The organism is Pseudoduganella sp. SL102 (assembly GCF_027856995.1).
Lineage (GTDB): Bacteria > Pseudomonadota > Gammaproteobacteria > Burkholderiales > Burkholderiaceae_D > Rugamonas > Rugamonas albidiflava.
Window position 1 is genome coordinate 3,348,234 of record NZ_CP115554.1, and the last position, 12,213, is coordinate 3,360,446.

The following is a 12,213-nucleotide window of genomic DNA, read 5'->3' on the forward strand; positions in this document are numbered from 1 at the left end:
ATGCGCGTACCTTCAATTCGTTCCGGGATCATCATGCGCCTCAACCGACTCTCCGCTCTCTTCCTGTGCGCCGTCGTCGCACCCGCCGTCCACGCCCAGTTGAAGGGCGGCGATGCTGTCAAGAACGGCGCGGACCATCCGCTGCTGTCCAGGTTCGAGGGTTCGAAGATGGTGGCCTACGATGTGCGGCAGTACGAGGAGGCGCTGCTCCCTACCGGCAAGGTGTACTACAAGAACAGCGAGATGGTCATGGACGCTTCGCTGAAGCTGGAAGGAAAGTACACGCGCATCGGCTATGTCTACGAAAAGGACCGGTCGTCGCTGGAAGTTTTCCGGAATTACCAGTCCGCACTGGAAAAGGCCGGCCTGAAAACCCTCTACAGTTGCGCGCTGCAGACCTGCGGCGAGTACCTGGACAGCTTCATGATGCGGAACCATATCGACAAGAGCGGCTTCGTGCAGGGGGGCTACCGCAACTCGCTGTATTACGGTGGCAAAGATGCGCGTTACCTGGTGGCCAAGGGCACTCAGGCGGATGGCACTACCGTCCATGTGGCGATCTACGTCGTGCCACCGGCAGGCAGCTATTTCGGTGGCGTGCTGCTGCACATCGTGGAGGGCAAGCCGATGGAAACCGGCAAGGTGACCACGGCGCTGAGCGCCGGCGACATGGCGAAGAGCCTGGCCGCGGAAGGCAAGGTGGCCGTGTATGGCGTGTACTTCGATACCGACAAGACCGCCGTCAAGCCCGAATCGAAGGAAGCGCTGGCCGAGATGGCCAAGCTGCTGCAGGCGGACCGCGACCTGAAGGTGCACATCGTCGGCCACACCGACAACCAGGGTTCGCCCGCGCACAACATGGACCTGTCGCAGAAGCGCGCCGAATCCGTGGTGAAGACGCTGGCCACGGACTACCGGATCGACGCGAAACGGCTGAGCGCCAAGGGCGTCGGTGCGTATGCGCCGGTGGCGTCGAACGATGCCGAGCCGGGCCGCGAAAAGAACCGGCGCGTGGAGCTGGTGAAGCAATAGGTGAGGGACGGTTCAAACGCCGCGCCTGCAGGGAATCGCCGATAATCGGCCATCGGCGACCCAGGCATTCCATGGAACTGCAATTTCTCGGCACCTCATCGGGCACTCCCACCAGGACGCGCAACGTGGCGGGCGTGGCGCTGCGCACGGCGGGCGGCTGGGTGCTGGTCGATTGCGGGGAGGGCACGCAGCACCGCATCCTGCGCACGCCGCTGTCGCCGCACGACTTGCGAGCGATCTTCATCACGCACCTGCATGGCGACCATTGCTATGGCTTGCCAGGGTTGCTGGCCAGCGCAGGCCTGCTGAACCGCACGGCGCCGCTGGCGATCGTGGGCCCGGCGCCGCTGGAGCGCTACGTGCGCGGCGTGATGGAGACCACCGCCCTGCAGCTGCCGTATCCGGTCGAGTTTATCGACGTGGCCGGCGCGGCCCGCGGCCTGCTGGATGCCGGCCTGCTGTCCGACCTGGCGGTCGATACCGCCGCGCTGTCGCACCGCATCCCGTCGTATGCCTATGGTTTCACCGAAAAAACCGTCGAACGCCGGCTCGATGCGGCAAGGCTGGCGGCGGCCGGCGTGCCGCGCGGGCCGCTGTGGGGCGTGCTGCAGGCCGGGGACGACGTGACGCTCCCGGATGGCCGGCCGGTGCGCTCGGCCGATGTGCTGCAGCCGCCGCGCCGCCCGCGCCGCATCGTGATCGCCGGCGACAACGACACGCCCGGCCTGCTGGCCGATGCCGTGCGCGATGCCGATGTGCTGGTGCATGAAGCCACGTACACCCAGGCCATCCTGGAAAAGGTGGGGCCCGGCCCGCAGCACAGTTCGGCGCGGATGGTGGCGCGGTTTGCCCGCGAGGCGGCCGTTCCGAACCTGGTGCTGACCCATTTCAGCCCCCGCTACCAGGACCCGGAAAGCGTGCGCCCCGGTGCGCTGGCGCTGGCCGACGTGGAGGCCGAAGCCCGCGCCGAGTATGCGGGACACCTGTTCATGGCGCGCGACCTGGCACGCCTTGCGCTGGACAAGCAAGGAATGTTGTCGGATGTGCGTGGCCCTGGTGCATAATGCCGGCTCAACCGCCCACGCCACCATGCCGCCCAACCTCCAGACCCGCTACAGCGTCATCGCTTCCTACCTGCTCATCGCCCTGTTGCTGCTGCTCGTGCTGAAGAACGGCTTGCTGGGCGCACTATTCGCCGGCTTGCTGATGTTTTCGCTGATCCATGCGATCGCGCCCGCGCTGGGCCGGCGCATCAGCGATGTCCGGGCGCGGATGGTGGCCGCGGCCGTCATCGGCGCGCTGATCGTCGGCCTGCTCGGGCTGGCCACCTGGGGGCTGGTGGTGCTGCTGCGCCTCGATTCGCACAGCATCACGCACCTGTTCGTGCGCCTGGCCGACATCATCGATGCATCGCGCGACCAGATCCCGCCGTGGATCAGCGAACACCTGCCGGTCGATGCCTATTCCTGGCGCGAGGCGGTCACCGCGTGGCTGCGCGAGCATGCCGGCGCGGCACAGGCGGCCGGCGCGGAAGTGGGCAAGACGCTGACGCGCATCCTGCTCGGCATGGTGATCGGCCTGATGGCATCGCTGCACGATGCGAACGAGGATGGCGCGCCGCACCGGCCGTTCGCGGAAGCGCTGCTGCAGCGCGCCCGTTTCCTGTCGCACGCCTTCCGCAACATCGTCTTCGCACAGGTGTGGATCTCGGGGATCAACACCATCATCACGGCGATCTTCGTGTTCATCGTGCTGCCGATGGCCGGCGTGCACCTGCCGCTGTCGAAGACGGTGGTGGCGATCACGTTCCTGGCTGGCCTGCTGCCCGTGATCGGCAACCTGATCTCGAACACGGTGCTGGTCGTGGTCAGCCTGTCGCATTCGCTGCACGTGGCCATTGCCGGGCTGGCGTTCATGGTGGTGGTGCACAAGCTCGAATATTTCCTGAACGCGCGCATCATCGGTTCGCACATCAACGCGCGCGCCTGGGAATTGCTGGCCGCGATGCTGTTCGCCGAAGCCGTGTTCGGCGTGCCGGGCGTGATCGCCGCGCCCGTGTTTTACGCGTACGTCAAGGATGAGCTGCGGGCACGCGAGCTGATCTGAACGCTACAATAGCGGGATGACCAAGTTCATCCCCATCGTTCCCCAGGTAAGCAGGCCGGGCGACAGCCAGCCCGGCAATATCGAACCAGGCCAGGACAAGCCATACAGGATCGCGCAAAGGATCACGCAACAGCGCATCGAGCCATACAACAAGCCGGCGGGCGGCTTCGGCTCGCTGCACGGTACGGCCAAGGCGCTGATCGGCAATCCCGGCGCCCAGGCGCTGGCCACGCTGCCCCGGCTGAACCAGCCGCGCGGCGTCGACTGCCCCGGCTGCGCCTATCCCGACTCGCCGGACAGCAAGTCGGTCGACTTCTGCGAACAGGGTGCCTGGGCGATTGCCCATGAATCCGGCAAGGCGCGGGCCACCCCCGCCTTCTTTGCTGCCAATACTGTTACCGCGCTGCGCGCGCTGGAGCACGTCGAGCTGGAAGCGGCGGGACGCCTGACCGCGCCGCTGCTGTACGACGCCGCCAGCGACACCTACCGCGAGATCGGCTGGGATGCCGCGTTCGCGCTGGCCGGCGCGGAACTGCGCGCGCTGGGCGATCCGGACCGGGCAGCGTTCTACACGTCCGGCCGCAGCAGCAACGAGGCGGCCTTCGCATACCAGCTGTTCGCGCGCGCCTTCGGCACCAACAACCTGCCGGATTCGTCGAACCTGTGCCACGAATCGTCCGGCCAGGCGCTGACGGATTCGATCGGCGTGGGCAAGTCCACCGTCACGCGCGCCGATTTCGCGCACACGCAGCTGATCATGAGCTTCGGCCACAACCCGGGATCGAATCACCCGCGCATGCTGGCCGACCTGCGCGAGGCGAAGAAACGCGGTTGCCGCATCATCGTCTTCAACCCGCTGCGCGAGCGCGGGCTGGAAGCGTTCGCCGACCCGCAATCGCCCGGCGAACTGCTGGGCGGCACGGGCACGCAACTGGCCGACGCCTATTACCGCGTGCGTATCGGCGGCGACCTGGCCGCCATCACGGGCATCGCCAAGGCGGTGATGGAAGGCGGCGCCGTCGACGCAGACTTCATCGACACGCATACCGACGGCTTCGCGGCGTTCCGCGACCTGGTCACCGGCCAGGCCTGGCCGGACATCGAGGATGCCAGCGGGCTGACCCGTGCGCAGATGGAGGAGGCGGCCGGGTTCTATATTGCCTCGCCGGCCACCATCGCCGCCTGGTGCATGGGGCTGACGCAGAACGAATTCGCCATCGAAACGATCCAGACCCTGGTCAATCTGATGCTGTTGCGCGGCAATGTCGGCAAACCGGGCGCCGGCCTGATGCCGGTGCGGGGCCATTCCAACGTGCAGGGCGACCGCACGGTAGGCATTACTAGCCGGCCCAAGCCGGCCTGGCTGGCCGGCCTGCAGCGGGTGTTCGGCTTCACGCCGCCGGCGGCGCCCGGGCGCGATGCGGTCGGCACGATCGACGGGCTGCTGGACGGCAGCGTGCTAGCCTTCCTGGCGCTGGGCGGCAACTTCGCCGTCGCCGCGCCGGACACGCCGCGCGTGCTGGACGCGCTGTCGCAAACCCGGCTCACGGTGCACATCGCCACCAAGCTGAACCGCACGCACCTGTATCCGGGCCGCACCGGGCTGCTGTTGCCTTGCCTGGGCCGTACCGAGCTCGACGTTCAACCGTCCGGCCCGCAGTGCGTCAGCGTCGAGGATACCGCGTCGATGGTGCACGCTTCGATGGGCACCAACCGCCCGGCCGGCGAACTGCTGCGCTCCGAGCCCTACATCGTCAGCCAGCTGGCGCGGCATACGCTGGCGGCCTCGCCGATCGACTGGGACACCATCGGCACCGACTACGATGCCACGCGCACGCTGATCGAGCGCGTGGCCGACGGCGCCGTCGACGGCTTCGCGGGCTATAACGAGCGTATCCGCCACGACAAGGGCTTCCACCTGCCCAACAGCGCGGGGCGGCGCGAATGGCACACGGCCGTGCACAAGGCCCGCTTCGTCGCGCATGCGCTGCCACGCGACACGGCCATGGCGCGCGCCCGGGCGCAATACGGCGACCGGGTGCTGTGCCTGGCCACGATCCGCGCGCACCGGCAGTACAACACGACCGTCTACCGCGACCCGAAAGGGGAGGTGGACCGCTATCGAGGCGTGCACGGTACGCGGCACCTGCTGTTCGTCGGGAGCGGCACGCTGGCCAGGCTGGGCTTCGCCGACGGCGACGTGGTGCGGGTCCGCGCCGCGTCGCCGGACGGTATCGAGCGCCACGTGGATGGCATCCGGCTGGTGGCCACCGGCCAGGCGGGCGACGATGTGTTCGGCTATTTCCCGGAACTGACGCCGCTGCTGTCGCCGGCGCTGGTGGCGCGCGGCGCCAACACGCCCGCGTTCAAGCAGATTCCCGTGCTGCTGGAGCGGGCCGGCGTGGCCGTCCAGGCAAGCCAGGGTTAGCCACGAAAGACAGGTAAAGACAGGGCAGGACAGGGCAGGACAGGGCAAGACAGGGCAGGAAAAGACGAGGCAGGGCAGGCCAGGGCGGGCCTGGCCAGGCGGCAGAAGGCCAGGTCAGCTCAGGCGGCGCAGCCGCCGCGCCTCGAAGGCCTTGTCGAAGAACGTGGCCAGCATCTGCTCCAGGCGCTCGGCGGTCAGCTGGGCGCAGGGAATCGTGCCGCCTTCCTTGCCGGAGCCATCGCGGGCGTGCCGGTCGAAGGCGCTTTCCCATTCCAGCAGGCAGGTGCTCTCCAGCGCGGTGAAGGTCAGCGTGCAGGCATCGCGCCCCGCGTGCGCGGCCAGGCGGTTCTTGTCGGGCACGAAGGTGAGGCGCACGAAATCGTTCCAGCCGTCGTTGCCTTCCTCGATCTTGCCATCGTAGTCGTGCTCGTACATCTGCTTGCGCATCGCGGCAAGCTGCGGGCGGATCACGTTCTCGAGCGTGTTGCGGTATTGTTCGCGAAAGTCGAGCCGGGCCTGGCGCGCAGCCTGTTCCTGCTCGGCCTGCTGGGCGGCGGCCACGTCGGCCTCGTGCTTGATCGCGGCTTTGGAAAAGATGGACATCGGTGACATGGTCTGAAAAACATCAGTGTACACGGGCCGCCACGCATGCGATGCACGACCGCGCCCGTACTGGGAAATCAACCGCCCGTGTGCTATAATGTTGACATGGAGCATTAGTTTTGGCAACTGCTTCATGCTTCATGCTTCATGCTTCATGCTTCATGCTTCATGCTTCATGCTTCATGCTTCATGCTTCATGCTTCATGCTTCATGCTTCATGCTTCATGCTTCATGCTTCATGCTTCATGCTTCATGCTTCGTCAAGAATCGTCAAACGTCCGTCAACAGTTCGTCGAAACTTCGTCAACCCCGCCCGTTCTTGAGAATTCTCTTGAGACTGCCTCTTGCGACTTCCCCGGTCGCTCATTCTTCCCTGGCTCCCACACCATGAAATTCGCTGACCTGAAAATAGGCGTTCGCCTGGCCCTGCTTGCCGCCTTCTTCCTGCTGACCTTGCTTGCGGTCGGGCTCACCGGCTGGCGTGCCCTGGGCGACATGAACGCGCGAAATGCCGCCGGTTTCGCCGAGGCCGGCGGCCTGATGCGTGCGGTCGATGGCGCCCGCTCGGCGCAGGTCGACTTCAAGATCCAGGTGCAGGAATGGAAGAACATCCTGTTGCGCGGCCACGATCCGGCACAGCGGGACAAGTACACCCGCGCCTTCACCGACAGTGCCGCAGCCACCGCGGCCAAGTTGACGGAACTGAAAGGCACGCTCGGCACGCTGGGGATGGCGACCACGGCGGTCGATGAAGCCCTGCGCCTGCATGGCGAACTGGGCAAGCGATACCTCGATGCGCTGGGCCGCTTCGACGGTGCCGATCCCACCGGCGCGCAGCAGGTCGATGCGCTGGTGCGCGGCATGGACCGCGGCGCCACCGAACATATCGATGCCATCGTCGACTCGATCCGCAAGGATGCGGCGAGCCGCGTGGCGGCCGTGGCGGCGCGCAACGACGAGGTGTACCGCAATTCCGTGACGACGCTGCTGGTGCTGCTGGTGGCCGCCGTGGCGATCGGCGCGCTGATCGTGCTGATGCTGGTGCGCGGCATTATCAGGCCCTTGTCGCATGCCCTCGGCATCGCCAGGGAAGTGGCGGCCGGAGACCTGCGCAGCGACGTGCAGACTACCCGCGGCGATGAAATCGGCGACCTGCTGCGTGCGCTGGGCACGATGAGCGGCAACCTGTCGCGCATCGTGGCCCAGGTGCGCAGCGGCACCCAGTCCATCGCCGTGGCATCGGCCGAGATCGCCGCCGGCAATGCCGACCTGTCCGCCCGCACCGAGGCGCAGGCCGGCGCGCTGGAGGAAACCGCCGCGTCGATGAGCGAACTGACCGGCACGGTGCGGCAAAACCGCGACAATGCCGATGCGGCCGCCGGCCTGGCCGGCAAGGCCACCGACGTGTCCGCCCGCAGCAGCGCCACGGTGGCCGAAGTGGTGCGCACGATGGGCAGGATCGATGGCACGTCGGCGCAGATCGCCGACATCATCGGCGTCATCGACAGCATTGCCTTCCAGACCAATATCCTGGCGCTCAATGCCGCGGTGGAGGCGGCACGTGCGGGCGAGCAGGGCCGCGGCTTCGCGGTCGTCGCCAGCGAAGTGCGCAGCCTGGCACAGCGCTCGTCGGTGGCCGCCAAGGAGATCCGCGAGCTCATCACCGCCTCCGTGTCGGAAGTGGCGGCGGGCCGGGCGCTGGTCGACCGCGCCGGTTCCACCATGCGCGAAGTGCTGGACAGCGTGCAGCAGGTGGCGGCCGTGGTGCAGCAGATATCGCTGGCAAGCGGCGAGCAGCAGCAGGGCATCGAGCAGGTGGACGAGGCGATCGCCCACATCGACAGCACCACCCAGCAAAACGCGGCACTGGTCGAACAGGCGGCCGCCGCTGCCGCGTCGCTGCGCCAGCAGGCGCGCCAGCTCGACGAATCGGTGGCCGTGTTCAAGTTGCGCGCCGCGTAGCGCCTCCCTGTTCCCTGGCCGGGGTGGCCGTGCGACCCCGGCCTCCCCATCTACGCCTCCCACCCTTTCCGGGTTCCCGACTGGCTCCTCCGGTCTTACAGCATCCGTCATGCTCCCACGCGGCGGCATCCGACGTTCACGGGAACTTTTATGTTGCGCTGCAGCGCGCCGCTGCTGCGACATTTTCCGCATTTGCTTTCATTATTCCGATTAGCTAAAGTATCGGAGTTGACCCATCGATAATAAATAAAAGCCTGCCAGCGTCACCGCGGCGGCACTGCGCTGCGGCGTACTGGAAAACTACACATGAAAGTATCGGGACAAGACGCCGCGGTGACCGGCGCCGCCGGCGCACCTGGCCTGGCCTCGGGCAAGGTGCCGCGCTGATGCCCTCGCTCGCGATGATCGTGGCCGCCGCCGGCCTTGCCGTGCCCGCCCTGGCCGGCGGGCTGGCGCTGTTCACGCGGCAGGTCGAGCGCAAGGTCGAGGCGGCGCTTCCGCCGGAAGGCATCTTCATCGACGTGGCCGGCGCCCGGCTGCACGTGCGCGAGCAGGGGGAGGGGCCGGCACTGCTGATGATCCACGGGCTGGGCGGGCACATGGCGCACTTCACCTACGAAGTAGCCCGGCAACTGTCGCACCATCACCGCGTGATCACGGTCGACCGGCCCGGTTCCGGCTATTCGAACAGCAGGCTGGGCACCGCGGGCGGCCTGCGCGAACAGGCCGCCGCGCTTGCCGAGCTGATCGACCGGATGGAACTGGAGTATCCGCTCGTCGTCGGGCACTCGTTCGGCGGTGCCGTGGCGCTGGCGCTGGCGCTGGATTACCCGGAACGGGTGGCCGGCCTGTCGCTGCTGGCGCCGCTCACGCACCTGCCCGACGACACGCCGCCGGCGTTTCGCGTGCTGGCCATGCGGTCGCCGCTGCTGCGCCGGCTGGCCGCGTGGACGGTGGCCACGCCGGGCGCCATCGCGCGGGGCGGCGCGGTGCTGGAGCAGGTGTTCGGTCCGGATCCGGTGCCGCATGATTTCTCGACACGGGGCGGCGGCCTGCTGGGCCTGCGGCCGGGCCAGTTCCTGGCGGCGGCGGAGGACATGCAGGCGCTGGCCGGGCAATTGCCCGCCTACAGCAGCCGCTACGGCGAATTGCGCATGCCGGTGGCGGTGCTGTTCGGGCGCGATGACCGCATCCTGCCGTGGCGTGAACATGGCGAGGCGCTGGCCTGCAAGGTGCCGCATGCGGTGCTGGAAGTGGTCGAGGGCGGACACATGCTGCCCATTGCCCAGCCGGACTTGACGGTGCAGTTCATCCGGGCGGCCGCGGCGCGATAGGAAAGCAACCCGGCCGGAAGCGCCGGCGTAAAAGGCGCTGTTCGCGTTGAATAGCCTTGCCGGTGGTCACGGAACTTTTTTGCATGCCGAGCGCGACAATGAGCCGACGCCCCTAGGCTGGCGCCACGGCATTGCGCAACCATTGGCTCGGTGCCGTCAGCTCGGCGGCGTCGAGCACACGTAGCCAGCCGGTGTAATTGGCCAGGTAGCGGCTGGCGACACCGTTGAATCGCCGCAGCCAGGTCTTGAAGCGGCCATGCCATCCGTTGACACCCTGGATATGCAGTGCGCCGCGCGCTCGGATTCCGGCACGCACATTGATTGCTTCGTGCGTGATGCCGGCCTGCTTCGCGAAAGCCTGGTACGCCTTGGCGGCATCGGTGACGAGCAGGACATCGGGCGCCAGCACGGGCTTCAGGTGTTTCATCAACTGGCCGGCGCTGACCGGGCCGCGGCCCGTGACGAGGTCACACGTTTGCCGGTTGCGGTCACGGGCAACGACGATGCAGTCCAGCTCGCTGCTGATGCCGCGCCGGCTGGCCTTGCCGCCGCGTTTGCGGGGCGGGCGGTTCAGGTGGCGCGAGCCTTTTTGTGATTCCAAATGGTACGTCTCATCGGCTTCGACGATGCCGGACAACTGCGGACGGGGCGCCCGGAGCAAGGCGGCGATGAACCGGTGACGCCATCGAAAGCTGGTCGACTTGGCTACCGCCACGCGGCTGGCTGCCGAGCGCACGGGTGTCGACTCGATCAGGCATTGCAGGTATTGCAGCCACTTGTCGCGCATGCGCAGACGGGCCAGCGGTGTACCGGTCACGGCGTTGAAGCTGCGCCGGCACAGCACGCAGCGATAGCGCTGCAAGCCACTGGCCTGCCCGCAACGGTGGGAACGCTGGCACCCGCAATGCGGACATGGCGGTCTTCCGCCGGCTTCCTCGATCAGGCGATGGCACTGGCCTGGTTGCTCGACGCTGGCCAGAAAGCGCTGCAACAACGTTACCTGATCTTCTGAAAGCGGTTGCCGCATCAACGCTTCGATCAGTACTCCAACCTCCGCCGTGCCCATGCCGCCTCCTGATATACATGAAGTAACTCAACAGAAAGTCAGACAGTGATTCCGGCAGGAAGTTCCCCTGATTACCGCGCACAGCGCCGCGTAAAAAAAGCCGGGCAAAGCCCGGCTCAGTGTAAAGATTTCCGACAGCGCGGCCGGAACAGCCGCCGGCAGGTGCCGGCGGCCGGTCCATCAACGCTGCTTGCGGCGGCGCAGTGCCGCCAGCGTCAGCATGCCGGCGCCCATCATCAGGTACGTGCTTGGTTCCGGAACCGGCGAGGTCAGGCCATAGAAGTTGCCGGTGCCGACGACGTGGTTCATGTCGCCAGGATACGGCTGCGTGAAGCTGGTCGAGAACGACATGTCGGCGCCGTCGATCTGCGCGTTGGTGTCGAAGTATTGCGCAGCGACGCCGCCCACCACGTCCAGCTGGCCCAGGCCGCTCAGGTTCGGCGGCATTTGCGAGTTCAGCGTGCCTTGCAGCGTGGCGCCGTTGTACTCGTGGCCTTCCAGGGACAGCCACAGGGTGCCCAGGCCGACGTTGCCGTCGTTCATGGTCAGCGGATCGTACGGGTTGATCGTCGACGGGCCGTCGTTCATGAAGATGTTGACGAAGCCACCGGTGTACTTGGTGATCGCGCCATCCATCGACACGGGCGTGTAGCCGCCGAAGACGATCGTCAGTTCGCAGTTGGGGCAGAACTGGGCCTGGCCGGTGCCGTTCATCGTCGAGATGATGCCGTAGCCGCGGGCCGTGCCATCTTCCTCGAAGATCTGGTGCATCTGCACCGACGACGACGAGAAGTCGATGCCGTAGTCGGGATCCCAGGTTACGCCACCGACGGTTTGCGGCGCGGCGGATGCGGCACCGATCGACGAAATTGCTACTGCCAATCCCAGCAGTGTAGTTTTCATTTTGCTCACGTATGGCTCCAAGTTGATTAGTTTAACTACGAACATTTTTTTATTTTTTGTATAAGCTTATGCAAAGTTCATGCCTTCGCTCAGCCGCAGTAAGCTAAACCTTTGATTCTACGTAAGACGCTTTCTTATAAATTCATTAAGAAAATTGAAGGGTTGGCTGTGCTGTAAAGTTTGTCGACAGCTATCCAGCCCAGCCCTGCGACCGGTCGGACGGCCGGTAGCGCGATCCCTGCTCATCAATAAAATGGATGGGCTGAAATCGCTGTAAAATTTTTCGACACGGGTCAGCGCCGGCAGGCATTGGCGGCCAGGTCCGCCAGCGTCACCTGGCCGAAACGTTCCAGCAGCAGCGCTTCTGCGGCGCGCATCGCGTCGCCCAGGGTGGCGTTGACGGCACGCTCGATGAGGCAATCGGCATGTTCGTCCGTGGTGCCCAGGGCAAATACGGGCGGGTCGCCCAGCGCGTGGTGGATGTCGCGCAGCGTGATGGCGTGCAGCGGCCGGGCCAGCACCCAGCCCCCGCCATGCCCCTTGCCTGACTGCACATATCCCTGCTCGCGCAAGCCGGCCATCGTGCGGCGCACCACGACGGGATTGGTGTTCAGCATGGCGGCGATCGTGTCGGAGGTGGCGGGGGCGTCCAGGCTGTCCATATGGATCAGCACATGGAGCATGCGGGAAAGGCGGCTGTCGTGTCTCATGCCGCGATGATACCAGCGGTGCAGGGGAGCAAAGGCCTGGCGGGGTGGCGGCCCGCTCCTATACAGCCT

At 66.4% G+C, this 12,213-nt stretch carries 10 protein-coding genes; 6 read left to right on the forward strand and 4 right to left on the reverse strand.

Features of this window, described 5'->3' with window-relative positions; genetic code table 11:
- Nucleotides 1-33 precede the first annotated feature (33 nt).
- The 4 genes from OU994_RS14210 to OU994_RS14225 all read left to right on the forward strand — a co-directional run bounded on the left by OU994_RS14210 (nt 34) and on the right by OU994_RS14225 (nt 5,566).
- The gene (locus OU994_RS14210) at nt 34-1,032 is read left to right on the forward strand and encodes an OmpA family protein (protein WP_281611288.1); all 999 of its coding nucleotides are present in this window, start codon (nt 34-36) and stop codon (nt 1,030-1,032) included.
- 71 nt (nt 1,033-1,103) lie between these two features.
- Nucleotides 1,104-2,096 (forward strand): ribonuclease Z, encoded by a 993-nt coding sequence (locus tag OU994_RS14215; RefSeq protein ID WP_281611289.1) that lies wholly within the window; start codon nt 1,104-1,106, stop codon nt 2,094-2,096.
- 25 nt (nt 2,097-2,121) lie between these two features.
- A complete protein-coding gene (locus tag OU994_RS14220; RefSeq protein ID WP_131146325.1) occupies nt 2,122-3,138 on the forward strand; it encodes an AI-2E family transporter in 1,017 nt (338 codons plus the stop codon).
- A 121-nt stretch (nt 3,139-3,259) separates the two neighbouring features.
- Nucleotides 3,260-5,566 carry an FdhF/YdeP family oxidoreductase gene (locus OU994_RS14225; RefSeq protein WP_281611640.1) on the forward strand — a complete coding sequence of 769 codons (2,307 nt, stop codon included), beginning with the start codon at nt 3,260-3,262 and terminating at the stop codon, nt 5,564-5,566.
- Between the two features lie 114 nt (nt 5,567-5,680).
- Here OU994_RS14225 and OU994_RS14230 read toward each other — a convergent pair whose 3' ends face one another.
- Complete coding sequence (locus OU994_RS14230; RefSeq protein ID WP_131146324.1) at nt 5,681-6,169, reverse strand: hypothetical protein; 489 nt, start codon at nt 6,167-6,169, stop codon at nt 5,681-5,683.
- Between the two features lie 387 nt (nt 6,170-6,556).
- Here OU994_RS14230 and OU994_RS14235 point away from each other — a divergent pair, with 387 nt between their 5' ends.
- A complete protein-coding gene (locus tag OU994_RS14235; protein WP_281611290.1) occupies nt 6,557-8,131 on the forward strand; it encodes a methyl-accepting chemotaxis protein in 1,575 nt (524 codons plus the stop codon).
- Nucleotides 8,132-8,517: 386 nt separating this feature from the next.
- Nucleotides 8,518-9,465, forward strand: coding sequence for an alpha/beta fold hydrolase (locus OU994_RS14240; RefSeq protein ID WP_281611291.1), 948 nt, complete (start codon nt 8,518-8,520; stop codon nt 9,463-9,465).
- Nucleotides 9,466-9,577: 112 nt separating this feature from the next.
- On the opposite strand, the gene OU994_RS14245 is transcribed toward OU994_RS14240, so the two are convergent.
- The 3 genes from OU994_RS14245 to OU994_RS14255 form a co-directional block, all read right to left on the reverse strand.
- Entirely contained in the window at nt 9,578-10,327 is a 750-nt protein-coding gene (locus OU994_RS14245) for an IS1595 family transposase (RefSeq protein ID WP_281611292.1), read from the reverse strand.
- A gap of 384 nt (nt 10,328-10,711) precedes the next feature.
- Nucleotides 10,712-11,434, reverse strand: coding sequence for a PEP-CTERM sorting domain-containing protein (locus OU994_RS14250; protein WP_165497689.1), 723 nt, complete (start codon nt 11,432-11,434; stop codon nt 10,712-10,714).
- 293 nt (nt 11,435-11,727) lie between these two features.
- The gene (locus OU994_RS14255) at nt 11,728-12,144 is read right to left on the reverse strand and encodes an Rrf2 family transcriptional regulator (RefSeq protein ID WP_281611293.1); all 417 of its coding nucleotides are present in this window, start codon (nt 12,142-12,144) and stop codon (nt 11,728-11,730) included.
- Nucleotides 12,145-12,213 lie beyond the last annotated feature (69 nt).

What these genes read in the sequence shown, in the direction of transcription:
- OU994_RS14210 (WP_281611288.1), top strand. Translation starts at nt 34, where the DNA reads ATGCGCCTCAACCGACTCTCCGCTCTCTTCCTGTGCGCCGTCGTCGCA.
- OU994_RS14215 (WP_281611289.1), top strand. Translation starts at nt 1,104, where the DNA reads ATGGAACTGCAATTTCTCGGCACCTCATCGGGCACTCCCACCAGGACG.
- OU994_RS14220 (WP_131146325.1), top strand. Translation starts at nt 2,122, where the DNA reads ATGCCGCCCAACCTCCAGACCCGCTACAGCGTCATCGCTTCCTACCTG.
- OU994_RS14230 (WP_131146324.1), bottom strand. Translation starts at nt 6,169, where the DNA reads ATGTCCATCTTTTCCAAAGCCGCGATCAAGCACGAGGCCGACGTGGCC.
- OU994_RS14235 (WP_281611290.1), top strand. Translation starts at nt 6,557, where the DNA reads ATGAAATTCGCTGACCTGAAAATAGGCGTTCGCCTGGCCCTGCTTGCC.
- OU994_RS14240 (WP_281611291.1), top strand. Translation starts at nt 8,518, where the DNA reads ATGCCCTCGCTCGCGATGATCGTGGCCGCCGCCGGCCTTGCCGTGCCC.
- OU994_RS14250 (WP_165497689.1), bottom strand. Translation starts at nt 11,434, where the DNA reads ATGAAAACTACACTGCTGGGATTGGCAGTAGCAATTTCGTCGATCGGT.
- OU994_RS14255 (WP_281611293.1), bottom strand. Translation starts at nt 12,144, where the DNA reads ATGAGACACGACAGCCGCCTTTCCCGCATGCTCCATGTGCTGATCCAT.